21 protein-coding genes are annotated in these 25422 nt (G+C 32.6%); 13 read left to right on the plus strand and 8 right to left on the minus strand.

Features of this window, described 5'->3' with window-relative positions:
• Positions 1-15 precede the first annotated feature (15 nt).
• The 6 genes from GQR95_RS06110 to nagB all read left to right on the plus strand — a co-directional run bounded on the left by GQR95_RS06110 (position 16) and on the right by nagB (position 12163).
• Entirely contained in the window at positions 16-3201 is a 3186-nt protein-coding gene (locus GQR95_RS06110) for a SusC/RagA family TonB-linked outer membrane protein (RefSeq protein ID WP_159022323.1), read from the plus strand.
• A 10-nt stretch (positions 3202-3211) separates the two neighbouring features.
• On the plus strand, positions 3212-4702 hold the full coding sequence (locus GQR95_RS06115) for a SusD/RagB family nutrient-binding outer membrane lipoprotein (RefSeq protein WP_159022324.1): 1491 nt from the start codon (positions 3212-3214) through the stop codon (positions 4700-4702).
• Positions 4703-4914: 212 nt separating this feature from the next.
• The gene (locus GQR95_RS06120; protein ID WP_159022325.1) at positions 4915-6375 is read left to right on the plus strand and encodes a sodium:solute symporter; all 1461 of its coding nucleotides are present in this window, start codon (positions 4915-4917) and stop codon (positions 6373-6375) included.
• 17 nt (positions 6376-6392) lie between these two features.
• Complete coding sequence (murQ, locus tag GQR95_RS06125) at positions 6393-7217, plus strand: N-acetylmuramic acid 6-phosphate etherase (RefSeq protein WP_199269645.1); 825 nt, start codon at positions 6393-6395, stop codon at positions 7215-7217.
• 39 nt (positions 7218-7256) lie between these two features.
• On the plus strand, positions 7257-10172 hold the full coding sequence (locus tag GQR95_RS06130) for a glycoside hydrolase family 3 N-terminal domain-containing protein (RefSeq protein WP_159022327.1): 2916 nt from the start codon (positions 7257-7259) through the stop codon (positions 10170-10172).
• Between the two features lie 59 nt (positions 10173-10231).
• Entirely contained in the window at positions 10232-12163 is a 1932-nt protein-coding gene (gene nagB / locus GQR95_RS06135) for a glucosamine-6-phosphate deaminase (RefSeq protein WP_159022328.1), read from the plus strand.
• Between the two features lie 52 nt (positions 12164-12215).
• Here the strand turns inward: nagB and nadD are convergent, their stop codons facing one another.
• From nadD to GQR95_RS06150, 3 genes are read right to left on the minus strand one after another with little or no spacing between them, the layout of a single operon-like run.
• Complete coding sequence (nadD, locus tag GQR95_RS06140; protein ID WP_159022329.1) at positions 12216-12794, minus strand: nicotinate (nicotinamide) nucleotide adenylyltransferase; 579 nt, start codon at positions 12792-12794, stop codon at positions 12216-12218.
• 6 nt (positions 12795-12800) lie between these two features.
• Complete coding sequence (gene gmk, locus GQR95_RS06145) at positions 12801-13376, minus strand: guanylate kinase (RefSeq protein ID WP_159022330.1); 576 nt, start codon at positions 13374-13376, stop codon at positions 12801-12803.
• A gap of 1 nt (position 13377) precedes the next feature.
• Positions 13378-14235, minus strand: coding sequence for a YicC/YloC family endoribonuclease (locus tag GQR95_RS06150; protein ID WP_159022331.1), 858 nt, complete (start codon positions 14233-14235; stop codon positions 13378-13380).
• Positions 14236-14348: 113 nt separating this feature from the next.
• On the opposite strand from GQR95_RS06150, the gene GQR95_RS06155 reads away from it, so the two are divergent.
• A complete protein-coding gene (locus tag GQR95_RS06155; RefSeq protein ID WP_159022332.1) occupies positions 14349-14828 on the plus strand; it encodes a thioesterase family protein in 480 nt (159 codons plus the stop codon).
• A gap of 1 nt (position 14829) precedes the next feature.
• On the opposite strand, the gene GQR95_RS06160 is transcribed toward GQR95_RS06155, so the two are convergent.
• The 4 genes from GQR95_RS06160 to GQR95_RS06175 all read right to left on the minus strand — a co-directional run bounded on the left by GQR95_RS06160 (position 14830) and on the right by GQR95_RS06175 (position 17682).
• Positions 14830-15714 carry a DMT family transporter gene (locus GQR95_RS06160; RefSeq protein ID WP_159022333.1) on the minus strand — a complete coding sequence of 295 codons (885 nt, stop codon included), beginning with the start codon at positions 15712-15714 and terminating at the stop codon, positions 14830-14832.
• Complete coding sequence (locus GQR95_RS06165; RefSeq protein WP_159022334.1) at positions 15707-16060, minus strand: arsenate reductase family protein; 354 nt, start codon at positions 16058-16060, stop codon at positions 15707-15709. Before GQR95_RS06165 ends, GQR95_RS06160 begins: the two co-directional genes overlap by 8 nt.
• 32 nt (positions 16061-16092) lie before the next feature.
• Entirely contained in the window at positions 16093-16818 is a 726-nt protein-coding gene (locus tag GQR95_RS06170) for a DUF3298 and DUF4163 domain-containing protein (protein WP_159022335.1), read from the minus strand.
• Positions 16819-16935: 117 nt separating this feature from the next.
• Positions 16936-17682, minus strand: coding sequence for a glutamate dehydrogenase (locus GQR95_RS06175; protein WP_159022336.1), 747 nt, complete (start codon positions 17680-17682; stop codon positions 16936-16938).
• A 218-nt stretch (positions 17683-17900) separates the two neighbouring features.
• Between GQR95_RS06175 and gdhA the strand changes: the two genes are divergently transcribed.
• Positions 17901-19244: an NADP-specific glutamate dehydrogenase gene (gene gdhA / locus GQR95_RS06180; RefSeq protein WP_159022337.1), complete on the plus strand. Its 1344-nt coding sequence runs from the start codon at positions 17901-17903 to the stop codon at positions 19242-19244.
• A 66-nt stretch (positions 19245-19310) separates the two neighbouring features.
• On the opposite strand, the gene GQR95_RS06185 is transcribed toward gdhA, so the two are convergent.
• Positions 19311-20336 carry a low specificity L-threonine aldolase gene (locus tag GQR95_RS06185; RefSeq protein WP_159022338.1) on the minus strand — a complete coding sequence of 342 codons (1026 nt, stop codon included), beginning with the start codon at positions 20334-20336 and terminating at the stop codon, positions 19311-19313.
• 218 nt (positions 20337-20554) lie between these two features.
• Here GQR95_RS06185 and GQR95_RS06190 point away from each other — a divergent pair, with 218 nt between their 5' ends.
• The 5 genes from GQR95_RS06190 to arsC all read left to right on the plus strand — a co-directional run bounded on the left by GQR95_RS06190 (position 20555) and on the right by arsC (position 25401).
• On the plus strand, positions 20555-22021 hold the full coding sequence (locus tag GQR95_RS06190; protein ID WP_159022339.1) for a circularly permuted type 2 ATP-grasp protein: 1467 nt from the start codon (positions 20555-20557) through the stop codon (positions 22019-22021).
• Between the two features lie 6 nt (positions 22022-22027).
• Positions 22028-22972, plus strand: a complete 945-nt coding sequence (locus tag GQR95_RS06195; RefSeq protein WP_159022340.1) for an alpha-E domain-containing protein — start codon at positions 22028-22030, stop codon at positions 22970-22972.
• Between the two features lie 54 nt (positions 22973-23026).
• Positions 23027-23875, plus strand: coding sequence for a transglutaminase family protein (locus GQR95_RS06200; protein WP_159022341.1), 849 nt, complete (start codon positions 23027-23029; stop codon positions 23873-23875).
• A 61-nt stretch (positions 23876-23936) separates the two neighbouring features.
• A protein-coding gene (gene prfB, locus GQR95_RS06205) for a peptide chain release factor 2 (protein ID WP_159022342.1) occupies positions 23937-25047 on the plus strand; the annotation gives its coding sequence in 2 pieces (ribosomal slippage) (positions 23937-23999 and positions 24001-25047; 1110 coding nt in all).
• A gap of 12 nt (positions 25048-25059) precedes the next feature.
• The gene (gene arsC, locus GQR95_RS06210; RefSeq protein WP_159022343.1) at positions 25060-25401 is read left to right on the plus strand and encodes an arsenate reductase (glutaredoxin); all 342 of its coding nucleotides are present in this window, start codon (positions 25060-25062) and stop codon (positions 25399-25401) included.
• Positions 25402-25422: the final 21 nt, after the last annotated feature.

Genomic DNA, 25422 nt, shown 5'->3' on the forward strand with positions numbered 1-25422 from the left:
AAAATACTAACTCATATGAAAAAATATTATGCTCATTTAATCACTATGATAGTGTTGTTTTTTGTGCAAAGTTCTTTTGCCCAAGTAGCGACTATATCTGGTACTGTTTCCGAGAAAGGTACAGATATGCCTTTAGTAGGTGTTAGTGTTTCTATAGAAGGAACATCTAAAGGTGCTGTTACTGATTTTGATGGAAACTATTCCATTCAAGCAGATAATACAGAAGGAAAGTCACTTAAATTTAGTTTTATGGGGTTTAAGCCTATTTCTGTAGTACTAACGGGAAGTAGTCAGGTTGTTAGTCTTTCTATGGAAGAGGATGCAACTAGTTTAGACGAAGTTGTTGTAACTGCTTTAGGGATTAAACGTGAGAAAAAATCATTAGGATACTCTATAACAAAAGTAGGGGGCGATGATCTTGCAGAGGTTAAAACTGTAAGTGCAGTAAATTCTTTACAAGGTAAAGTTGCTGGTGTAAATATTACCTCAGGTAGTGGTGGTGCTTCTTCGTCAACTAGAGTTATTATTCGTGGAGCGAGCTCTTTAACAGGAGATAACCAACCGCTTTACGTTGTAGATGGAATACCTATTATTAATAATACAAGTGGTTCTGTTGTAGGTGCTACAAATGATGGTACTGGAGATGGTGGAGATGATATTTCGTCTATAAATCCAGACGATATTGAGTCTGTTTCTGTACTTAAAGGAAGTTCTGCAGCCGCACTATATGGGTCTTTAGCTTCTAATGGAGTTATTATGATTACAACAAAAACAGGGAAAGGGCAAAGAAGTTTAGGTGTAGAGTATTCAAGCTCTTTTTCTTTTGATAAGATTAATACTGGGTTGCAAAATATGCAAACTAAATATGGACAAGGTATTAATGGTTTAAAACCGGGTTATGAGTTTGACGATAATGGGAATGCTGTAGAAATGGCAGCTGCGGATGCTATTGATGATTCTTATGCTTATACATTACAATCTTGGGGAGCATTAATGGATGGTTCTCAAGTTTATAATTGGGATGGTACAAAAAGAGCCTATTCTTATCAAGGAAGTAATCTAGATAAATTCTATGATACAGGTACAACAGCAGTAAATACAATTGCATTGTCTAAAGGTGGTGAGGATTACAATTACCGTTTTTCAATGACTAATTTAGATAATAAAGATATTTTTCCTGGAACAACTTTAAACAGAAAGTCATTTTCTTTAAATGCATCTGCTAAAATCAATCCGAAATTAACATCTACTATTAATGCAAAATATATAATTGAAAAAACTCATAATCGTGTTAATCTAGGAGATACTCCTGGTAATGCAAATACAGTCGCTTATGTTTTGCCTGGGAGTTTAGATATTAATGATTTGAAGCCGGGATCTAACGAAGATGGTACAGAGCTTTCATTTCAACCTAGTGAGTTTATAACAAATCCATATTGGGTAGTTAATAACTTTAATAATGATGATAAAAAAAATAGATTTACAGGTTCTACCGTATTGCAATACGATGTCACAGATTGGTTATATGTTTTAGGTCGTGCCGGTATAGATACTTACAATTTGTCTAGAACTAATGTAACTCCTTTTGGAACAGCATATCAGCCAGCTGGTCAGATGACGCAAAGTAAATCTACATATACATCTGTGAATTCAGATCTTATGATAGGTATTGAAAGACCAATTACTAGTAAAATATCTTCTAACTCTATTTTTGGTGCGAACTCAAGAACAAATACTTTTGAGCAATTGTCTGCAACTGGATACAATTTTATTGTTGAAGGTTTAGAAGATTTAAATAATACAACTTTACCAGTACCAACAAATAGTTATTATAAAACCAAAACAAATTCATTATACGGTTCTGTAGAGTTTGATTACGAAAAGTTTTTATATGTTACATTTACAGGGAGAAACGACTGGTTCTCTACCTTGTCTTATCCAGGAAAAGACACGCCTAACAATGATTTTTACTGGTCTTTAAGTACGAGTTTGTTATTAAGCGATGTTTTAACGTTGCCAGATGCATTTAATTATACTAAAGTAAGAGCGAGTTATGCTCAGGTAGCAGGAGGAGCGAGCGATGCGTATTCATTAAACTTAGACTATGCTATAGCAGGTTCTTTTCAAGGGCAATCTTATGGTGCAATAAATAGTACTTCAATTCCTAATCCTGCTTTAACTCCGTTTCAAAAAACAGAATATGAATTTGGTTTAGAGTCTAACTTCTTTAATAATCGTTTAGGGATAGATTTTGCTTACTATAGTAATAAAACAACTAACGATATTGTTACGGCTTCTGCTTCTGAAGCTTCAGGATATTCTTCAGCGATATTAAATATTGGTGAATTGTCTAATAAAGGTGTAGAATTCTTAATTCGAGGAACACCTGTTCAAACCGAAAATTTCTCTTGGAATACATCCTTTAACGTTGGTTATAATGATAGTAGAATTGTACATACAGATGATGAGAACACCTCTATTAATGTAGATGGTAGTGAGTCGCGTTCTAGAACAGCAATAATAGCACATATAGTAGGTGAACATTATGGTGTTATATATGGATCTTCTTATGAAAGAGATGATGCTGGAAATATTGTTTACGATAATACAGGGAGTATTCCTAAAGCGGTACAAGGTGAAAATAAAATTCTAGGTCAAGGTGTTGCTCCATATACATTAGGATTTCATAATTCATTTAAATACAAAAACGTGTCTTTAAGCTTTTTAATTGATGCTAAGTTTGGTGGTAGTGTTCATTCGGGAACAAACAGAGAATTAATGATGAGAGGTTTGCATAAAAAAACCTTAAAAGGACGTGAAGACGGATTAGTTGTTTCTGGAGCAGATAGCGAAACGGGAGAGCTGTTTACCACTACTGTAACTCCAGAAAATTTAAGATTTTTCTATGGTTATATCGGGGCAGAAAGTGCAGGTATCGCAGAAGAGTTTGTATATAGTACAGATTTTATAAAATTTAGAGAATTAAGTCTAGCTTATAATCTACCTAAAGACATATTATCTAGTGTTTTTATAGAAGAATTAAGATTTTCTTTAATCGCTAGAAACTTGTTTTATATTTCAAAGGCTATAGATAATGTAGATCCGGAAGCATCTTTAAACAATCTTAACTCACAAGGTATAGAGCGTTTTGGAGTGCCTTCAACTCAAAGTTTAGGTTTCGCTGTAAATATTAAATTTTAAAAAACACAAGATGAAAAAAATACTTATTTTATTAGCAGTAGTTGCGATATTTGGATCGTGTGATAATGGTTTTGAGGAACTTAATGTTAATCCAACCACAGCAACAGATCTAGATCCGTCTACAAAATTAACATATATTCAATTATATACAGGAGGTAGTAGTTATGTTGCTACATTGTTTTACGATGTTATTCATTTAATGCAAGATGTTCAGCAACTTAATGCAACGTCTTACGTGTCTTTTTTATACCAAGAAGGGAGTACAAATCACTTTTTTGAAGAACAATATCCAAATACAGTGAAAAACTTGATAGACCTAGAGACCGCTTTAGAGTCTAGTGAAGAACCTACTGCCGCAGTAGATTTGGCAATTGCAAGAGTACAAAAAGTACTTATATTTAGCAGAATTACAGATCTTTATGGAGACATTCCTTATAGTGAAGCTGGTTTAGGCTACTTAGAAGGTGTTCGTTTCCCTACGTACGATTCGCAAAGTGCTATTTACTTTGACATGTTAGCAACTCTAGAAAGCTCTGTAACTATTTTAAACACAGGAGGAGAAAGTTCTTATGGATCTGCCGATTTATTATATGGAGGAGACACTACGAAATGGGCAAAATTTGCCAACTCATTAATGTTGCGTTTAGCAATGCGTATGGTAAAGGTAGATAATAGTTCTGCACAAGAATGGGCTGCAAAAGCTATTAGTGGAGGCGTTATGACGAGTAATGATGATATCGCTTATGTACAGTATGAAGACAATGCAGATGATTCTGGACCAAATGTAAACCCGCTTACAAAATCATTTTCTTCAAGAGCAGATGAACAACTAAAGATTTCAGCAACGCTTATGGATTATATGAAAGACAGAAACGACCCTAGAGTGTCTGTGTTAAGTTCTACAATAGACGGAGATACGTCTTTCGATCTTCAGTTCGGACAAGATATAAATGATGATTCTAGAGGGACAGCTAATTCAAAACCAAATATTAATATTTTCGGAGGAAGTGGTATCGTTATTTATGATGCGCCTTTATTTTATCAAACCTATGCGGAAGTTGAATTTATGGTTGCAGAAGCGGCAGAACGATGGGGAACAGGAGATGGCAATGTAGAAGCACATTACAATGCAGGTGTTACTGCAGCTATGGATTATTTATCAATATACGGAAACGGAGTAGTGCCAATAACATCAGATCAAATTAACACCTATTTAGCAGCGAATCCTTTCGATTCGTCTCAAGCTTTAAAAATGATTAATGAGCAATATTGGGTGGCTACTTTTGGTAATGGTATAGAAACATATTCTAATTGGAAAAGATCTGGATATCCAGAATTGGTTGCTGCAGATGTAGCAGATCTTCTTACTGGAGGTCAAATCCCAAGAAGATTTCCTTATCCAAGTTCGGAAGAATTAAATAACCCAGACGCTGTCGCAGCTGCTATAGCAGCACAAGGAGGAGATGGTCTCTTGGATAGAATATGGTGGGATGTAGAGTAATGCGTTTAAGCAAGAAATAATTTCTATAAATAAAATATTAATATTTAAGCTAATAATCCTCCCATTTCTAATTAATAGCTAGGTGAGAGAAATATTCCATTTCTCTCACCGTTTTTTAAATCGTCTAAAACATTGGTGTTTATAACCTAATCACATAATAAATATAGAATTAAAATGCATTTACTCTTTAACCTTTTAATGTATAAAAATACATGAGCGCAACACTTATCTTGATAATTATAGCATCGTATTTTGGGGTATTACTTCTTATATCTCATGTGGTTTCTAAAAATACTAGCGATGATTCTTTTTATACAGGAGATAGAAAATCGCCTTGGCAGGTTGTCGCCTTTGGAATGATCGGAGCCGTCTTATCGGGCGTTACATTTGTATCTATTCCAGGTATGGTGGGGACTAATTATTTTTACTATTTACAGTTTGTTTTTGGTAACGTTGTTGGTTATGTTTTTATCACTTATGTCCTTGTTCCTATTTATTACGATTTAAAATTAGTTTCAATATACTCTTATTTAGAGTCGCGTTTTGGGGTTAAATCTTATAAAACAGGATCCCTCTTTTTTTTAATTTCCCAGTCGTTTGGAGCAGCTCTTAGGCTTTTATTGGCAGCAAAAATTTTACAATATGCTGTTTTTGATGCTTTCCATATTCCGTTTTTTGTAACGGTTCTTATTATACTAGTTCTAATTTGGTTATACACACATAAATCAGGAATTAAAACTATTGTTTGGACAGATACATTACAGACATTCTTTTTGTTATTGTCTGTGGGAGTTACTATTTATGTGGTTAAAAGTGCTTTAGGTTTAAGTCTTGTAGAAACCACCTCTGCTGTAGTTAATCATGATTATTTTAAAGTGTTTAATTGGGATTTTAATTCAGGAAGCAACTTTTTTAAACAGTTTATTTCAGGAGTTTTAATCGCAATTGCCATGGTTGGATTAGACCAAAATATGATGCAAAAAACACTTACCTGTAAAAATAAAAAAGAGGCGCAGCGAAATATTTTAACCTTCAGTTTAATCTTAGCAGTGACTCAATTTCTGTTTTTAGGATTAGGAGTGATGCTGTATTTGTATGCAGATAAATTCGGAATACATTTAGACATAGAGAATGGGAAATTTATTAATACAGATACGTTGTTTCCAATGCTGTCTTTAAATCATTTTGGAACGCTAGCCAGTTTAAGTTTTATTTTAGGTATTACGGCAGCTTCATTTTCCAGCGCAGATTCCGCTTTAACGGCCTTAACAACGTCCTTTACTTACGATTTTTTAGATATTCAGCATAAAGATTCAACAGAAAAAAAGGAAATGAAAAACCGTGTATTGTTCGGATTTTCAATAGTTATTTTTGCTATTATTATGCTCTTTTCTCAAAGTAAAGGGAATGTAATTTCACTAATATTTAAAGTTGCAGGATATACTTATGGTCCGTTATTAGGGCTTTATATGTTTGGAATTTTTACCAAAATAAAAGTAAAAGATGCAGCTGTACCAATTATATGTATAGTTATGCCTATAGTAACCTATCTTTTAAACCATTATTTTATTATTTGGTTTAATTTCGATTTTGGTTTTATGAACATATTTGTTAATGCTTTTTTAACAGTAATATGTTTAATCCTTTGTAAGGATAAAAGAATTTTAAATTAAATTGAAAAATGCTCAGAATGAAAAATAAACTAACAACAGAACAAGCATCAGATTATAATAATTTGGAAAAAATGAGCACTAATGAGTTGCTTACAAATATGAATTCTGAAGATAAAACCGTGCCTCTTGCCATTGAAAAAGCGGTACCGTCTATTGAGAAATTGGTAGATGTTATTTATGAAAAAATGAATGTCGGTGGACGATTATTCTATATAGGAGCAGGAACTAGCGGACGATTAGGTGTTTTAGATGCTTCTGAGTGCCCGCCAACCTATGGCGTTTCAGACGATTGGGTTATTGGTTTAATTGCAGGAGGTGATTTTGCACTTAGAAAAGCTGTAGAAAATGCTGAAGACGACACTGATTTAGCTTGGAAAGATTTAGAAAAATATAATATTACAGAGAAAGATGTTCTTGTTGGTATTGCGGCTTCAGGTACAACGCCTTATGTTATTGGTGGTGTAAAAAAAGCAAAAGAGCATAATATTGTTACAGGTTGTGTTACTTGTAATCAAGATTCTCCTTTATCATTAGAGGTAGACTATCCTATAGAGTTGGTTGTAGGGCCTGAGTTTGTTACAGGAAGTACAAGAATGAAGGCTGGAACGGCACAGAAATTAGCGTTAAATATGATTTCTACAACAGTTATGATAAAGCTAGGCCGCGTGAAAGGAAATAAGATGGTTAATATGCAGTTATCTAATAAGAAGCTTGTAAATAGGGGTGTGAAAATGATAGTAGACGAGTTGAATATTGATGAAAAACTCGCTAAAAAATTATTAATTGAACATAAAAGCGTAAAAGATACCCTCGATTTTTATCAAGCAACATACGTTAAATAAAATTCTGTGTAAATTGATCAGAAGTAAAATTAAATGTCAATGAAAAAGTTAATTATTGCTAGTGCCTTTTTAATGTGTATTACTATGTATGCACAACAACATAAGCCACTACAAACTCCAAATCCAGAGCTTCAAAAAAAGTGGGTAGATAGTGTTTTTAATACACTAACATTAGACCAGAAAATTGGTCAGCTTTTTATGATTCAGGCATACTCGAATAGAGATGCAAAGCAGACTGCTTTTATCAAAAAAATGATAAAAGAGTTTCAAATTGGAGGACTTATTTTTATGCAAGGTACTCCAGAAAAGCAAGTCGAACTTACTAACTTATATCAGTCTAAGTCTAATATTCCTTTACTTATCGGATTCGATGGAGAATGGGGACTGGATATGCGATTAAAAAATACATTCCGTTATCCGTGGAATATGACCTTAGGAGCTGTAGAAGACACTGCCTTAATTGAAGAATTTGGAAAACAATTAGGGATACATTGTAAGCGCGTTGGGATTCATATTAATTTTGCTCCAGTTGTAGATATTAATACAAATCCAGAAAATCCTATTATAGGAAATCGTTCTTTTGGAGAAGATAAATATAACGTTACCGAAAAAGCAATTGCGTTTATTAAAGGTATGCAAAGTATGGGCGTACTTGCCAATGCAAAACATTTTCCTGGACATGGAGATACATCTACAGACTCTCATAAAACCTTACCATATTTAGATTTTAGTATGGATCGTTTAGATTCAATTGAATTGTATCCGTATAAAAAATTATTTAAAACAGACCTCGCAAGTGTTATGATTGCGCATTTAAATGTGCCTGCTTTAGAGCCTAAAGAAGGTGTTCCGACATCTGTTTCTTATAATGTAGTTACCAAACTCTTAAAAGAGAAAATGAATTTTAAAGGTCTAATCTTTACAGATGCTTTAAACATGAAAGGTGCTGCAAATTATGCACAACCAGGAGATATTGATCTGGCTGCATTTGTTGCCGGAAACGACATGCTTCTTATTCCGGAAGATGTGCAAGCTGCTGTTTTAAAATTAAAAGAGGCATTAAAAAATAATGTGATTACAGAATCGCGTTTAGATGAGTCTGTTCATAAAATATTAAACGCAAAATATTGGGCAGGATTAAATCATTTTACACCAATTAAAACCGTAAATATTAAGGAAGATATTATTACAGCAAAAGACAAAGTGTTGTATAGATCTTTAATGAAAGAGGCTGTAACGCTTGTTCAAAATAACAATGCAGCACTTCCTATTCAAGATTTGGTTAAGTCTAAAATTGCTTATGTAAAATTAGGTGATTCTGATAATGAAAGCTTTGTAAATACATTGAAAAAATACACAGATGTCGATGAGGTTTCAGATGAAAACCTTCCGGGATTACTTAAAAAATTAGAAGCATATAATACGGTTGTTATTGGGGTTCATAAATCTAACGAGACACCTTGGAAAAGTTATAAAATGACTGGTGAGGAATTAACTTGGTTGCAAGAAATTTCAAAAACAAATAAGGTTATATTAGATGTTTTTGCTAGTCCGTATGCATTATTAAAAATTTCTGATTTTTCTAATATAGATGCCGTTATGGTGTCTTATCAAAATAGTGAAGTGTCTCAAGAAATTTCTGCTCAAATGATTTTTGGAGCATTAGAAATTAAAGGGAAGTTACCGGTTTCTATAAATGATATATTTCCTGTAGGAACATGTGTAGAAACGCCTAATTTATTAAGATTGTCTTATACCATTCCTGAGGCTGTAGATATGGATAGTAATGTGCTTTCTAATATAGATGCTATAACACAAATGGTGGTAGACTCTACTGTGGCTCCTGGCGGACAAGTATTAGTTGCTAGATATGGGAAAGTCATCTATCATAAAAGTTTTGGTTACCAAACTTACGCTAAAAAGCAAAAAGTAAAAGTTACAGATCTTTACGATTTAGCTTCGCTAACTAAAATATTAGGAGGTCTGCCTATGATTATGAAAAGCGAAGAATTAGGACTTTTAAATATAGATAGTACACTTGGCGAAATTTTACCATACCTAAAAGGGTCTAATAAAGATACCATTACCATTAAAGAAGCACTGTCTCATAATGCAAAAATAAAACCTTGGATTCCGTATTATTTAGAGACTATAGATACGGTAACTAAAATTCCTTATAGCAAATATTATAGTAAAACTAAGAACAAGGATTTTTCTATTAAAGTTGCCGAAGATTTGTATTTAGTTAATTCGTACACAGATTCAATTTATAAAAAAATAGCAGAAGCACCACAAGAAACTAAAGCAGGTTATAAGTATAGTGGTTTGGTATTTTATTTATTCAAAAAGTATATAAAAGATACTTATGGAGAGGACATGGATGTTTTAGATGAAAAGGAATTTTATAAACCTTTAGGGGCAAATACACTAACGTATAATCCTTTAAATAAATTTGATAAATCTGTAATTGCTCCAACAGAAGATGATGATTATTTTAGAAATCAATTACTTCAAGGTTATGTGCATGATATGGGAGCTGCAATGATGAATGGCGTAAGTGGTAATGCAGGATTATTTAGTAATTCTAACGATGTTGCTAAGATGATGCAAATGTATTTACAAGATGGATATTATGGCGGAAAACGCTATTATGAATCTAAAACCTTACATAAATTTAATCACAGATATTTCGAAAAAGAAGGCGTAAGACGAGGTCTTGGTTTCGATAAGCCTCAACTAGATCCAAAAATATTAGCAAGTAGTAAGTATGCGTCTTCAAATAGTTTTGGTCATTCAGGTTTTACCGGAACTTATGCGTGGGCAGATCCAGATACTGGTATTTTATATGTCTTTTTATCGAACAGAGTATATCCAACAATGGCAAATAATAAAATAGGCGAAAGAGATATTAGAACACGTATTCTTGATGTTATTTATGAAGCCATTTTAGAATAATAAATCAATACCATAAGAAAGTAGTAAAAGGAATAAAAATTTTATAAAAAAGGAATATTATGCTAAACAGTAAGATTGACAAAGCCACCGGATTTGAAAAACGATTCGAAAATATAGGAACTGTAGTTTACGAAAATTCAATTTCAGGGTCAAAGGCTGTAGCAAAAGAAATAGCCGATTTAATAAAGGTTAAAGCTTCACAAAAACAACCTTGTATTTTAGGGTTGGCAACAGGATCTTCACCAAAAGGATTGTATGCAGAATTAGTACGTTTACACAAGGAAGAAGGTTTGAGTTTTAAAAATGTGATTTCATTTAATTTGGACGAATACTATCCTATGGAGCCAGACTCTGTGAATAGTTACGTGCGTTTTATGAAGGAATTATTGTTTAATCAAGTCGATATTTTACCTGAAAATTGCCATGTTCCAGACGGAACCTTAACTAAAGCAGAAATTGCTAGTTATTGTAACGATTACGAAGCAAAAATTGAAGCATTAGGAGGTCTTGATTTACAGATTTTAGGTATTGGAGGAAATGGACATATTGGTTTTAACGAATCGGGATCGTTACAGAATTCTAAAACCAGATTAGTCGCTCTAGATCATATTACAAGAGTTGCCGCGAGTAGCGATTTCTTAGGCTTAAATAATACACCAAGAACCGCAATTACGTTAGGAGTAAAAATGATAATGGAAGCCCAACGTGTTATTTTAATGGCTTGGGGAGAAGGGAAATCTAACATTATAAAACAATCTGTAGAAGGTCAAGTCACGAACCTTGTACCAGCATCATTTTTACAAGAACATGACAATGTGACATTTGTATTAGATAAAGAAGCGTCTTCTAAATTAACACGTATTAATACGCCTTGGTTAGTCGAAAAAATAAGTTGGAGCGATAAACTTATTCGTAAAGCGGTTTTAGGTTTAGCACAACATTTAAAGAAACCTATTTTAATGTTAACAGATGCCGATTATATTGAAAACGGTATGAGTGATTTGTTAGCCGATTCTGGACCGGCTTACGATATTAATATTAAAATCTTTAACAGATTACAAAATACCATTACAGGTTGGCCAGGAGGAAAGCCCAATGCAGACGATTCTAATCGTCCAGAACGTGCAGAACCTGCAAAGAAACGTGTGCTTATATTTAGTCCGCACCCGGATGATGATGTAATAAGTATGGGAGGAACCTTTAAGCGATTGCAAGTCCAAGGTCACGAAGTTCATATTGGTTATCAAACTTCAGGAAACATCGCTGTAACAGACGATGAAGCACTTCGTTTTGCTGGTTTTGTATGTGATTATAACGAGAAGTTCGGAATAAAAAACATAGAGGCAGAGAATATCTATAAAAAGGCATTAGCTTTTTTGGAAAATAAGAAAGGAAGTGAGATTGATATTGAAGAAGTAGTAAGATATATAAAAGGATTAATACGAAAAGGAGAAGCGCATGCTGCCGCTAAGTTTATAGGTCTTCCGGATTTACATATTCATTTTATGGAATTACCATTTTATGAAACTGGAGCAATCGAGAAAAATCCTTTAGGGAAAGAAGATATTGAAATTACTATGGCGTTAATCGATAAGATTAAACCACATCAAATCTATGCAGCAGGAGATTTAGCCGATCCGCACGGGACACATAAAGTGTGTTTAGATGCTGTTTTTGCAGCTGTAAAAGCATTAAAACCTAAAAAGTATATGGACGACTGTTGGGTTTGGTTATACAGAGGTGCTTGGCAAGAATGGAGTGTAGACGAGATAGAAATGGCTGTACCAATGAGTCCAGACCAAGTGTTAGAAAAGCGTCATGGAATCTTTAAACATCAATCTCAAAAAGATGGAGTTGTGTTTTTAGGAACAGACAGTAGAGAATTTTGGCAACGTGCAGAAGATAGAAATAAAGAAACCGCAGAGGTTTATCATCAATTAGGATTGTCTCATTACGCAGCCATGGAAGCTTTTGTAAGATGGCATTTTTAATAAAATTTTAAACATAATGAATAAAAAAATCGAGGTTTTAGCCTCGATTTTTTTATTTATAAAAATTCATAATATCTATATAGTTCCAGACAGGTTCTGGGAGTAAAGGCTTGCAGTTCCTTCCGTCTCGTATTGCTTGTCTTATAAATGTTGAAGAAATTTCTACAACAGGAGCGTCTATACGGTGTATTTTAGGATGACTTAAAAGCTTGTTTTCTGTTTTACCTTCAGAAATTCTAGGATAGACATAAATGTTATGGTTTTCTAAAATGATATCATTGTTTTTCCATTTATGAAATCCTTTCAAATTATCTTCACCCATAATTAATGAAAATTCATAATTAGGATGTTTTTCTATAAGATATGTTAGTGTATCAATCGTATAATTGGGCTGTGGTAAGTTAAATTCTATATCACTAGCATTTAGCTTATCGTAATCTTTAATAGCCTGATGCACCATGTCTAACCGGTGGTGGTTGTCTAAAAGTGTACTTTTCTTTTTAAAGGGATTATGTGGTGTAACAATAATCCAAACTTGGTCTAAGTCGCTATATTCTGCCATGTGATTGGCAATAATTAAATGCCCCGCATGAATAGGATTAAAAGTACCAAAATAAAGCCCGATCTTCATAAATTATTAGTCTTTATTTATAAAATCAAATACTACTTTTTCTGCTTCAGTAAGTGCATGCTCTAATGTGTCGTTTTCAATAATACAATCAAAAAGAGGTGCTGTAGCTAATTCTGCAGATGCTTTTGCAACACGCATATTTATTTTATCTTCAGTTTCTGTTTTACGCTTTTTTAAACGAATTTTCAACTCGTCTATACTTGGTGGTTTTACAAAAATAGAAAGTGTTTCTTCTGGAAATTTACGTTTTATACGCAGTCCTCCAGAGACATCAATATCAAAAATAACATGTTTACCTTGTGCCCAAATACGCTCTACTTCGGTTTTTAAAGTACCGTAAAAATTATCTCGGTAGACTTCTTCCCATTCTAAGAAAGCATCTGTTTTAATATTATTTTTAAATTCTTCTAACGATAAAAAATAATAATCTTTAGCGTGTTCTTCTGTACCGCGTTTTTCGCGAGAGGTTGCCGAAATTGAGAATTCTAAATTCAATTTTTCTATTCCTAGAAGGTGCCTCACTATAGTTGTTTTTCCTGAACCAGACGGTGCTGAAAACACGATAAGTTTCCCTTTAGACATGCTATAAAACGTTTAAAAGTTGTTCTTTAATTTTTTCTAATTCGTCTTTCATTTGCACAACTAATTTTTGCATAGGTGCATAATTACTTTTAGAACCAATGGTGTTAATTTCACGTCCAAGTTCTTGACCAATAAATCCTAGTTTTTTTCCGTTAGAGTCTTCAGAGTTTAAAGAAGATGTGAAATAGTCTAGATGATTTTTTAATCGTACTTTTTCTTCTGTGATATCATATTTTTCAATATAATATACTAATTCTTGTTCAAATCTGTTTTCGTCAACTTTCTCTTTTAGGTCTTCTACACCTTTGCGTAAGCGCTCTCTAACAGCTTCAATACGTTCTGGGTCTATTGTTATTACTTGTTCTAAAAGATCTTCTATAATTGCTATTCTTTTCTTAAAATCTGCTTCTAAAACTTTACCTTCATCTAAGCGATAGTCACTAATATGATTTAATGCTGCATGGATTTCTTTTAAAATGGTTGCCCATTCATTTTCGTCCATATCTTCACGTTCTGTGCTTAATGCATCAGGAAAACGAACAGCCATTTTAAGTAGTTCGGTTTCATCACCATCAACTATATCTCGAAGTTGTTTTAAGTATTCTTTTACAACAGGTTTGTTTATTTGAGTAGAGGTTTCTTCTCCTGTTATTTCAACAAAAATTGAAAAATCTATTTTTCCACGTACTAGTTTATCTGCAATAAGCTTGCGTAAATTCAATTCTTTTTCTCTGTAAAAAGAAGGCATTCGCGTATTCAAATCTAAGTTTTTACTGTTCAGTGATTTTATTTCTATAGAAATTTTTTTGGTAGGTAATTGTATCACAGATTTACCGTAACCTGTCATTGAATATATCATAAACTATAATTAAAAGTTATACAAAGGTAGTTAAACTTAAGCGTATAGAAAATTCTAAAATTGATAAGAGTACACCGTTTTATTTTTTTATTTTTGAAATAAATATAATAGATATGTATACAAAGCAATTTGAAATTCGTTGGAGTGATATTGATGCTAATCGCCATTTAGCAAATTCTGCTTACACCAATTTTATGAGTCATACACGTATGGCATTTTTGTTAGAAAGTGGATTTTCTGCTAAAGACATGGCGAAACATAATATTGGACCCGTTGTTTTTTACGAGCATATGTATTATTTTAAAGAAGCTTTTTTAGGACAACCAATTACAGTAGGACTAGAAGTATCTGGAATAAGTGCCGATGGAAGATTTTTTAAATTCGAACATAATTTTTATAATGAAACCGGAGAAAATATTGCGCACTGCGAAATGTTAGGCGGTTGGATTGATTTAAAGGAAAGAAAATTAACTTCACTACCGGAAGTGTTATTAACCTTAGCTAATTCGTTCCCTAAAACAGAAGATTTTAAAGTGCTTACAAAAGCAGATACTAGAGTCTTTAATAAAGTACCGAAGCCTTTAAAAAAGTAAACTATTTAGGCTTTTTTGTAACTAAATAAACGCCTGTAAAAATTAGAATTGCTGTTATTATTTTTACAATGTTAAGGTTGTCACTTCCTATAATTAAAGCAAAAATTGCTGCAATTACAGGTTGTATGTATACAAATGTGCTTGCTGTAGAGGCTTTTAATTGGGTAAGTCCTAATATGTTTAATAAGTAGGCACCAAAGGTTGCGAAAAACACAACAAAGAAGGCAGAAAAAGCAATGTAAGGTGTAAAGGTGTGCCATTGTACTTCTCTAAATTCCTGAAACCCGAATGGAGTTGTAAGTATTAATCCTAGTAGAAAAAGCCATTTTATAATAGTGAAAGGGTGATATTTTCCTGTTAATTTTTTTGCTATAATAAGATACACGCTAAAAGCTGTTGCATTTAGTAAAATGAGACAATTTCCTAAGAAAATATTGTCTGCGGGATGAATAGATTTACCATAAATACTTAAAATTATAGCTCCCGAAAAGCCTAAAAATATTCCTAGAATTTTTAAAGGTGTAATTTTTTCTTTTAAATAAATTGAAGATAAAACCAGTACAACAATGGGTGTAACTGTAGCTATTACAGAAGCATGTATTGGCGTTGTGTATTCTAACCCTTTAAAAAAGGAAAGCATATTTAAGCACATTCCAAAGAATGCAGCTGCTAGAAAAGTTAGGTAGTCTTTTTTATCTATTTTTTCTTTAGGCATAAATAAGCCGAAGAACCAAAGTAGGCAAGTTGTTCCTAATAGTCTAAGCAAGATAAAACCAAAAGGTTTTATGTAGCCTGCATCTATTACATCGTTAGCAAATGAATAATTTAGCCCGTAAAAAACCTGAACTAAGAAAAGTGCAATTAAGGCTAATATCCGTTTATTCATGTATCGCGGCTTTAGCTGCTGCAACGATTTTTTTGCTATTTCCTATAAATATATGTGCGTTGTAAATTAATACAGGACGACTTAGAAAGGTATAATGTTCAAGGATGTAGTTTTTGTAATCAGCTTCAGTTAAAGTCTGATTTTTTAAATCCATTTCTTTATATAGTTTAGCCCGCTTACTAAATAAGGCTTCGTAACTGTTAGATAATTTGTGCATTTCTTCTAATTGAGAAACAGTAATAGGCGTTGTTTTAATGTCTTGAAGAACGACGTCTTGAGGCAATTCTAATTCCTTAATAATACGCATACAAGTATTACAAGTCTTTAAATAATATATTTTTTTCATAAAGAATGCTTTAGAGTTTTGTAAAACGTTTATTAAAGTCCGCTAATATTTAAGTATGAATTTGCTTCATCAAAAGGAATAACAAATTCTGTTATACCTGTAGTATATGGGGCAATTTCATAGGTGTTATATAGTAGTATTAAACCATCTTCACTGTAGCCTATGTTTTGAGGTAGAACAAAATTGTCTGTATCTAAATACATGTCTTTCTTATCTAAAATTTCATCATCAAAGTATGGATTCGCAAATTGCGTGAATTTATCTTTATCTTTAAATAATTGCTCGTTTTTTATAAGTTCTCCCGTTTGTGCATTGAAATTTAAGAAGGTAATAACTAATGTACCGTGTGCTCCTCCAGTATTGGTGTAAGATGTTAATGAAATACTGATTAATTCAGGAGACTTAAACATAACCTCTCCATCTATTTGAGCTTCCCATTCTTGAGCACTTTCTGGAAATTGATTTTTAAAATTTATATATTCTGTATTGAAATTACTAATGTTTTCCTCAATAGAATTTATTGTCTTATTATCGTCTTGATTAAATTGTAAAGCAGTAGCAACATATTGTTTCAAGCTCTCATTTATATATAATGCAACTTGATTTTTTCCTTCAGCCTTTGGGATATTAATATCCACAATAGTATTGTCTGGAGTTGTAATAGATTGTTCTGAAAAAGAAATGTCCTTAGTTTCGGTACATGAAGCTAAAATAAAAAGGCCGAAAAGGATAAAAAATGGGTGTGATTTTGAACACATAATGTAACTTTATTATTCGCAAATAAAGGTACATATTGAAGTTTGATAATTGAAGATAAATTTAAACTTTATATAATTAAAATACGACTTTAAGAAAAAACATAAAGTGGTAAGCGTTTAATTTAAATAGTATACGTAACCAAAGTTAATCCAAATTAATGAATCGTTATTTTTGTTATATTCTAATTGATGGTTTAATCCATCTACCCAGTCACTATTAAAGAATTGCCATTTAGCTTCTATTAAAAAGTCTGAATATTCACTTACTTTATATCTAACACCAATACCTGTGTTTAAAGCAGCAGTGTAAAAAGAATCTGTATTTACAGAACCTGCATCCCATTGCGAGAAAAGTTGATCTGAACTTGTAATGTTTGTGCCAGGACTAGCATAAGTATATTGAGCTCCTAGAATTACATAAGGTGAAAAATCGAAAAAACCATAATAGAAGTTTCTTAAACTTAGTGGGTAATATTCAAGACCAGCTCCTAAATTAATGTTTTTAGATTCACCAGTTTGATTTCTTAGTCTATTAGAGTCTTCACTAGTTTTATCATCGGCTACATATTGGCCATAATGTTGCAAACTAGTTTTGTTGTAAGATAAATCTAAACGAATTTTAAAATGGTCATAGGCGTAATCACGCCTCGAACCCCAAAAGATCGGATTAATGTCAAACATTAGCCCTGCACCGAAACCTATGTTTCCTGAATTAGTTTCTGAATCACCTTTTAATCCAAAATCAGAACGCATCTGAACAGGACCCGCCAAAAAACCTATTTCATACCCTGTCATTTGTGCGTAGAAAAAATTGATTGAACCAAAAAGTATAATAAGTGTGAGTAGCTTTTGTTTATAGAGCATTTTATTTACGTTCAATAGATGCTGTTAGTAGCATTAATAGCAGTTACAAATATATAAAATGATTTTTATCAAAAAAATAAAACTTAAAATATGTGTTAAGATTTGTTTTTTGAGAAAACAATTACGTTATAAGGGTTAAAAGCCTTTGTTATTTGTAGATAACGTATATTTGTAGTTCAAAACTAATGATTGCTTAGTGTTATCGTAATTTTTTTAAAATGAAAAAACAAATAGATGCTTTTTTAGAGCTTGTAAAACAGACTAATGAATACGAACCAGAGTTTCTTCAGGCTGTTCACGAAGTTGCAGAAACTGTAATTCCGTTTATTGAAAACAATCCAAAATACAAGGGTAAAAAATTGTTAGAACGTATGGTAGAGCCAGAACGTACTATAATTTTTAGGGTCCCTTGGCTTGATGATAAAGGTGAAATACAAGTTAATCGCGGATTTAGAATAGAATTTAATTCTGCTATTGGTCCTTATAAAGGAGGTTTACGTTTCCATCCTTCAGTGAATTTAAGTATTTTAAAATTTTTAGGATTCGAACAAACTTTTAAAAACGCTTTAACAACATTGCCAATGGGTGGTGGAAAAGGAGGAAGTGATTTTAATCCTAAAGGGAAAAGTGATAATGAAGTGATGCGTTTTTGCCAATCATTCATGTCAGAATTATCTCGTCATATCGGACCTAATACAGATATTCCTGCTGGAGATATAGGTGTTGGTGGTCGTGAAATAGGATATTTATTTGGACAATATAAAAGACTTCGTAATGAGTTTACTGGTGTGTTAACTGGTAAAGGAATGGAATATGGCGGATCTTTAATTAGACCAGAAGCTACAGGTTATGGAGCTGTGTATTTTGCTAAAAATATGTTAGCAACACGTAACGAATCATTTACAGGAAAAACAGTTGTTATTTCTGGATCTGGAAATGTTGCTCAATATGCGTGTGAAAAAGCTACAGAATTTGGAGCTAAAGTTGTAACGTTATCTGATTCTTCAGGGTACATATTTGATGAAGACGGAATAGATGCTGAAAAATTAGCGTTTATTAAAGATCTTAAAAATGTAAAACGAGGACGTATAAACGAATATACTAAGAAATATACTTCAGCAAAATTCTTTGCAGGAGAAAGACCTTGGTCTGTTAATTGTGATGTTGCCATGCCATGTGCAACTCAGAATGAATTAGAAGCTGCCGATGCAGAAAAATTAGTAGCAAACAATGTACTTGCTGTAACAGAAGGTGCTAATATGCCAACAACTCCAGAAGCAATTGCAATTATTCAAGGTGCTAAATTATTATTCTCTCCAGGGAAAGCATCTAATGCAGGTGGTGTTGCAACCTCTGGATTAGAAATGAGTCAGAATGCTTTACGTTTAAACTGGACAAGAGAAGAGGTTGATGCTAAATTGCATCAAATCATGAATGATATTCATGCATCTTGTGTAAGTTATGGAACTAGAGAAGATGGATATATAGATTATGTAAAAGGTGCAAACATTGCCGGTTTTGTTAAGGTAGCAAATGCTATGTTGGCTCAAGGTGTAGTTTAAACTTTAGTCCTTAATATATAGAAGCCTTCAAAATTTAATTTTTGAAGGCTTTTTTTATGTCTTGTTTTAAAATGTAATGGTGCTAAGTATGTTTAAAACTGTATCGTGCATTTGGTCTGTATAATCAAGGTGTGTTACGAGTCGTAATTTGCCTTGTCCCATATCGCTAATTAATATATTATGTTCTTTTAGTTTCAATATAAAAGCATTGCTATCTACATTGTCTTGAACTTCAAAAATCACAATATTTGTTTCCGACGGTTCTACATGTTTTATAGGTGTTAATGTTTTTAGGTGTTCGCCTAGTTCTTTTGCTTTTTTATGATCTTCTGCTAAGCGTTCTATATTATGGTCTAAAGCATAAATTCCTGCAGCAGCTAAAAATCCTGCTTGTCTCATGCCGCCACCTAACATTTTTCTTATGCGTAAAGCTTTGGTCATAAATTGGGAATCTCCTACCAATACAGATCCAATTGGGCAACCTAAGCCTTTGCTTAAGCACACAGAAATAGTATCGAATAAATCTCCATATTGTTTAGGTGTTTCCTTTTTAGCAACTAAAGCATTCCATAAACGAGCACCATCTAAATGGTAACCCAGATTGTTTGTTTTGCAAACAGCCTTTATTTTTTCTAGCTCATTTATATCCCAACATGCGCCTCCGCCTTTATTAGTTGTGTTTTCTATTTCTACTAGAGCAGATAGCGGACTGTGGTAAAAATCTGGTGGATTTATAGAATTAATAACATCTTTAGCGGTAAACATACCTTGATGTCCGTCTATTAATTTACAAGATACGCCACTGTTAAAAGAAGCGCCACCTCCTTCGTAATTATATATGTGTGCGTATTTGTCGCAAATTACCTGTTCGCCAGGATTTGTATGTAGTTTAATTGCTGTTTGGTTTGCCATTGTTCCGCTAGGGAAAAACATGGCATGCGATTTTCCAAACAGGTTCGCGATTTTCTCTTCTAAAAGGTTTATGGTTTCATCTTCCTTGTAAACATCATCTCCAACTTTTGCAGACATCATTGCATCTAGCATTTCTGGTGTGGGTTTTGTTACAGTATCGCTTCTTAAATCAATAATCATAAGTTTGTTTTTATAAAAAGAATTAAGCAAGAAAGTTAATAGATTCTAATCAAATTGTTTTTTAAAAATTCAAATTTAATTTCGAAGGATTATTATTGTGAAATTTTTATTAAGGTGTTGTTTTTTTTGTTAAAAAGAAGTTAATATTGTGAAATTAATATTTTTTTTTCATCAAATAGATAAGAAATATTGCCTAATTTAGAAAAAACGTAAAATGCATGAAGCCAACTAATTTTAAGCATCTTTTTTCTTCATATGATGGGAATGAAAATTTGTTTGATGAAATTTTCGATAAAAAGCAAAATGTTAGAAAAGTGTATCAAAAATTGTTTGATATATATAATGATCAATCTATTGAAGAATTCATTAATTTAAATAATAAAGCAAAAACATCCTTTTTTAATCAGGGTATTACATTTCAGGTTTATAATGAGGAAAAAGCCCAAGAGAAAATATTTCCTTTCGATTTATTTCCAAGAATTATAGATGCAGACGAATGGAAAATAATAGAGCATGGTGTGCTTCAGAGATGTAGAGCATTAAATGCGTTTATTTGGGATATTTATCACGATAAGAATATTATAAAAGCAGGCTTGGTTCCTATGGAATTAATTAGTTCTTCGGCTAATTATTTAAGACAAATGGACGGTTTAGATCCTGTTGGCGGGATTTATAATCATATTTCAGGAACAGACCTTATTAAGCATTCCGATGGTAAATATTATGTGTTAGAAGATAATATACGGTGCCCCTCTGGTGTGAGTTACGTTGTTTATAATCGTAATGCATTAAAACGTTCTTTGTTTGGTGTTTTTAATCATTATGATATTCATACTGTTACAGATTATTCAGAAAATTTATTAGAAATTTTAGAATCTGTTAAACCAAAAGGTGTAGATGTGCCTACCTGTGTTGTTATTACTCCAGGTGTGTATAATTCGGCCTATTTTGAGCATTCTTATTTGGCTAAAACCATGGGGATTGAATTGGTTGAAGGTCGCGATTTAGTTGTAGAGAACGATTTTGTGTATATGAAAACCATTAGCGGACTTACAAAGGTTGATGTAATTTACAGACGTATAGACGATGGTTTCTTAGATCCGTTAGAGTTTAAAAAAGATTCGGCTATTGGTGTTCCAGGATTATTTGCTGCCTATAAAAAAGGAAATGTAACACTTGTAAATGCACCAGGAACAGGAGTCGCAGACGATAAGGCTATTTATACTTACATGCCCGAAATTATTAAATTTTATTTAGGAGAAAAACCTATTTTAAATAATGTACATACATACCATTGTAGCAGAGCAACAGATTTAAAGTTTGTTTTAGAAAACATTCATAATCTGGTTGTAAAACCTGTAGATGAAGCTGGAGGTTATGGTATTTCTATTGGAAATAGATTAACTAAACTAGAAATAGAAGCCGTTAAAAAAGTTATCCTTCAAAATCCAAGAAAATATATAGCACAACCTATCATGTCCCTTTCTGTTCATGCCACTTATATTGAAGATTGCCAGTCTTTCGAGCAGCGTCATGTAGATTTAAGAACATTTACATTGCTTGGTCAAGATAAAGAATTTGTGTTAAAAGGAGGATTAACGCGTGTCGCCTTGAAGAAAGGAAATTTAATAGTGAATTCGTCTCAAGGTGGAGGATCTAAAGATACTTGGGTTTTAAAAAAATAATAATATATGTTAGCAAGAATAGCCAATAACTTATTTTGGATGGGTCGTTATATTGAACGCGCAGAACATACTGCACGTTTTACAAATGTAAATTACTTTTCGTCTTTAGATGCGCCCAATAAATTATCTAGAGACCGTCAATTTGTGCTTCAATCTATTTATGAAATGGTTGGAGAAGAAGAAGAAAATGAAAAAGCACTAATAGAGCAAGATGTGCTTTATAATGCAGCTTTAAACCCAGAGAAACATTATTCAATATTAAATTGTATAACCTATGCGCGAGAAAATGCAAATAGTTCTAGAGATTTAATATCTAATGATTGTTACGAAACAATCAATACCTTTTACCATTCTGTAATGAATTACTCTAAGGAGTATTTTGTAACACGTGGGCTTCATGATTTTACAAGTCATATCATGCATCAATCTACCATTTTAAAAGGTAAGATTAGAAGCACAATGTTACATGATGAGGTATATGCGCTTATTAAATTAGGTATAAATATAGAGCGAGCGACACAAGTAACTCGTGTGTTGCAAATTAAATATGATGCTGCAGAAAAAGTGACTTTAAGTAAACCAAAACACTTAAAAAAGAGTTATGAGTGGACTACACTTTTAAAATGTGTAGATTCTTTCGATATTAATCGTAGGGTGTATAGAAAGGCACCAACACAAAGTACGGTTATAGAATTTTTAATGCTCAATCCAAATAGCCCGAGAACAGTCTTGTATTGTTTAAATCAGATACAAATGCACATTGCAATGTTAGACCCTTTAAAGGTTCATGAAAAAGATACAGCGTTGTTTTTAATTGGTAAAATGAAGTGTGAGTATAAATATAAAACGGTTGAAGATATACAAGATGATGTAAAGGAATTTATAGCGCATACATTTTCAAGTTTAGTTGAATTAAGTAAAAAACTAGAAGATGAATATTTTTATCATTAAAAGAAATTTATAGTAATAAATTGTTTTAATTTGAAATCCTAATTTTCTTAAAAGATGTACAACTATACAATAAAATATTCTTGCGTAAATACTTATGAAAATCCTGTTTTCGAATCGTTTTGGCAATATATCGTTACACCCCAAAATAATTCAACTCAAGAATTAAGTTCTGGAGTGTTTTCAGTGTCTAATGATGCTGTAATAGAGAAGTCTATAAATGGCTATAATTTTGAAACGGCAAGAATTCACACCAAGAAACCTTTTGAGTCTCTTACGTTTGAAGCTGTTTTTAAATTGACAAAAACTAAAGATAATCCGCTTAAAATAGATCCGAAATATAAAATTGAAGATGGTTATAAAGCGCTTAAAGAACTTGATTTTCAGGTAGATTATGAAGCCTTTTTAAACACGACAGAGCTTACCACTTTGCCTAAAGAACAAGTTAGTCTTTTTGATTTTGATACCTCTAAAAGTATTTTAGATAATTTAAAAAGATTAAATAATTGGGTACATAAATATATAGTTTTTAAAGCAGGAGAGACCACCACAGAAACACTTTTAGAAACTGTTATAGAAAAAAAGAAAGGATTAAGTCCAGACTTTACACATTTGTTATGTGCTATTGCACGTGTTAATAAAATTCCTGCACGTTATGTTTCTGGATATTTACACCAAGGCGATGGACTTTTGGGAGATTCGCAAATGTGTGCTTGGGTAGAAGTTTTAGTGCCTAATTTAGGATGGATTGGTTTAGATCCTGTAAATAATTTACTTACAGATCATAACTATATTAAAGTAGCTCATGGTAGAGATTATAAAGACTGCGAGCCTTTAAAACAACTGTTGTTTTCTTATGGCGAGAAGACATCTAAATGTGTTGTCGAGGTAACATACGAGCAATAAATTGCTTCCATATTTATTTCTTGAAAAAAAGTGTAGTACTTTTGAGTAAAATAAAATATATATGATAACAGCAGATCAAATTAAAGATCTTTTACACCGCCTTACGTCGTTAAGGCAATATCTTTGACATAGATGCCAAGCTTATAGAAATACAAAACGAAGAAGAACAAACCTTCGATCCTGATTTTTGGAACGACTCCAAAGCAGCAGAAATAGTAATGAAGTCGCTTCGTGTTAAAAAAAAGTGGGTAGAAGATTTTAATACTGCAACCACACTCGTAGGAGACTTAGAGGTTTTGTACGAGTTCTACAAAGAAGGTGATTCTTCTATGGAAGAAGTTACTGAACAATTCGAAAATGCACAAAAACTTTTAGAAGACATCGAGTTTAAAAATATGTTGTCTGAAGAAGGAGACAGTTTAAGTGCTGTACTGCAAATTACTGCAGGAGCAGGAGGTACAGAAAGTTGTGATTGGGCAAGTCTGCTTATGCGTATGTATTTAATGTACGCAGAAAAAAGCGGATTTAAAGTTAAAGAGTTAAACTATCAAGAAGGCGATGTTGCAGGTATAAAAACGGTGACTTTAGAGCTTGATGGAGACTTTGCTTTTGGTTGGTTAAAAGGAGAAAATGGAGTACATAGATTAGTGCGAATTTCTCCGTTTGATAGTAATGCGAAACGCCATACTAGTTTTGCTTCTGTTTACGTCTATCCACTTGTAGACGATACCATAGAAATAGATATAAATCCCGCAGATATAGAAATTACTACAGCACGTTCTAGCGGTGCAGGAGGGCAAAATGTTAACAAGGTAGAAACTAAAGTTCAGTTAACTCATAAACCAACAGGTATTCAAATTTCATGTTCAGAAACCAGATCGCAACACGATAACAGATCTAGAGCAATGCAAATGTTGAAATCACAATTGTATGAAATTGAATTACAAAAACAATTAGCACAGCGTGAAGATATTGAGGCAGGAAAGATGAAAATCGAGTGGGGAAGTCAGATTCGAAATTATGTTATGCATCCATACAAGCTAGTAAAAGATGTTAGAACAGCACATGAAACAGGAAATGTAGATGCTGTTATGGATGGACATATCGAGCCCTTTTTAAAATCGTATTTAATGATGATGGGACAAAAAACAGAAGATACTAATAACTTATAATCACAATTAAACATGATTACAATTTATCATAATAACAGATGTAGTAAATCTCGTGAAGCACTCCATATTCTTGAAGCTTCAGGAAAACCATTTACTGTTGTAAAATATTTAGAACAGGTCCCTACAAAGGCAGAATTAACTCATATAATTAATTTGTTAGATATTATGCCAATTGATTTGGTGCGTAAAAACGAAGCAATTTGGAAGGATAATTACAAAAACGAAAATCTTACAGACAATGCAATTATAGATATAATGTTAGAGCATCCTAAACTTATAGAACGCCCTATTGTTGTAAACGGAGAGTGTGCCATAATAGGTAGGCCACCGCAAGATATTACCAATATTTTATAAATATTAAAGCCTCTAATTCAA

The sequence above is a fragment of the Formosa sp. L2A11 genome (assembly GCF_009796865.1).
Lineage (GTDB): Bacteria > Bacteroidota > Bacteroidia > Flavobacteriales > Flavobacteriaceae > Formosa.

Excerpts from the sequence above, each read along its gene's own strand:
- GQR95_RS06110 (WP_159022323.1), top strand. The coding sequence starts at position 16 with ATGAAAAAATATTATGCTCATTTAATCACTATGATAGTGTTGTTTTTT.
- GQR95_RS06115 (WP_159022324.1), top strand. The coding sequence starts at position 3,212 with ATGAAAAAAATACTTATTTTATTAGCAGTAGTTGCGATATTTGGATCG.
- GQR95_RS06120 (WP_159022325.1), top strand. The coding sequence starts at position 4,915 with ATGAGCGCAACACTTATCTTGATAATTATAGCATCGTATTTTGGGGTA.
- murQ (WP_199269645.1), top strand. The coding sequence starts at position 6,393 with ATGAAAAATAAACTAACAACAGAACAAGCATCAGATTATAATAATTTG.
- GQR95_RS06130 (WP_159022327.1), top strand. The coding sequence starts at position 7,257 with ATGAAAAAGTTAATTATTGCTAGTGCCTTTTTAATGTGTATTACTATG.
- nagB (WP_159022328.1), top strand. The coding sequence starts at position 10,232 with ATGCTAAACAGTAAGATTGACAAAGCCACCGGATTTGAAAAACGATTC.
- nadD (WP_159022329.1), bottom strand. The coding sequence starts at position 12,794 with ATGAAGATCGGGCTTTATTTTGGTACTTTTAATCCTATTCATGCGGGG.
- gmk (WP_159022330.1), bottom strand. The coding sequence starts at position 13,376 with ATGTCTAAAGGGAAACTTATCGTGTTTTCAGCACCGTCTGGTTCAGGA.
- GQR95_RS06150 (WP_159022331.1), bottom strand. The coding sequence starts at position 14,235 with ATGATATATTCAATGACAGGTTACGGTAAATCTGTGATACAATTACCT.
- GQR95_RS06155 (WP_159022332.1), top strand. The coding sequence starts at position 14,349 with ATGTATACAAAGCAATTTGAAATTCGTTGGAGTGATATTGATGCTAAT.
- GQR95_RS06160 (WP_159022333.1), bottom strand. The coding sequence starts at position 15,714 with ATGAATAAACGGATATTAGCCTTAATTGCACTTTTCTTAGTTCAGGTT.
- GQR95_RS06165 (WP_159022334.1), bottom strand. The coding sequence starts at position 16,060 with ATGAAAAAAATATATTATTTAAAGACTTGTAATACTTGTATGCGTATT.
- GQR95_RS06170 (WP_159022335.1), bottom strand. The coding sequence starts at position 16,818 with ATGTGTTCAAAATCACACCCATTTTTTATCCTTTTCGGCCTTTTTATT.
- GQR95_RS06175 (WP_159022336.1), bottom strand. The coding sequence starts at position 17,682 with ATGCTCTATAAACAAAAGCTACTCACACTTATTATACTTTTTGGTTCA.
- gdhA (WP_159022337.1), top strand. The coding sequence starts at position 17,901 with ATGAAAAAACAAATAGATGCTTTTTTAGAGCTTGTAAAACAGACTAAT.
- GQR95_RS06185 (WP_159022338.1), bottom strand. The coding sequence starts at position 20,336 with ATGATTATTGATTTAAGAAGCGATACTGTAACAAAACCCACACCAGAA.
- GQR95_RS06190 (WP_159022339.1), top strand. The coding sequence starts at position 20,555 with ATGAAGCCAACTAATTTTAAGCATCTTTTTTCTTCATATGATGGGAAT.
- GQR95_RS06195 (WP_159022340.1), top strand. The coding sequence starts at position 22,028 with ATGTTAGCAAGAATAGCCAATAACTTATTTTGGATGGGTCGTTATATT.
- GQR95_RS06200 (WP_159022341.1), top strand. The coding sequence starts at position 23,027 with ATGTACAACTATACAATAAAATATTCTTGCGTAAATACTTATGAAAAT.
- arsC (WP_159022343.1), top strand. The coding sequence starts at position 25,060 with ATGATTACAATTTATCATAATAACAGATGTAGTAAATCTCGTGAAGCA.